A 310-nucleotide genomic window follows, 5' to 3' on the forward strand; every position below is an offset into this window, starting at 1 on the left:
GAGATCGACCGGCTCATGCCGGTCGTCTGAGACGATGCCCGTGGTGCTGTCCCGCCTCGGATTCCGCGACACGCAGCGGGCCACCGCCGACCTCGCGGTGCTCGGCGACTGCTCGGACGACCTCGTCACCCAGATCGCGTCGGTCGCCGACCCGGACACCTGCCTGGCGTCGCTGGCGCGCATCGCCGAAGCCGACGGCGGGTGCGAGCGGCTGGTCGGACTGCTGGAGTCCGATGACGAGCTGCGGCTGCGGCTGCTCATCGTCCTCGGCACGAGCGAGGCGCTCGGCGACTTCCTGGCCCGTCACCCC

General features: G+C 72.3%; 1 protein-coding gene. It reads left to right on the top strand.

The features are described 5' to 3' along the window. Positions 1–40: 40 nt before the first annotated feature. Positions 41–310: hypothetical protein (locus tag D9V41_RS17250; protein WP_166376134.1), on the top strand; the 270-nt coding region annotated here is incomplete at its 3' end.

Origin of the sequence: Aeromicrobium phragmitis, assembly GCF_003674095.1 — a bacterium.
Classification (GTDB): domain Bacteria; phylum Actinomycetota; class Actinomycetes; order Propionibacteriales; family Nocardioidaceae; genus Aeromicrobium; species Aeromicrobium phragmitis.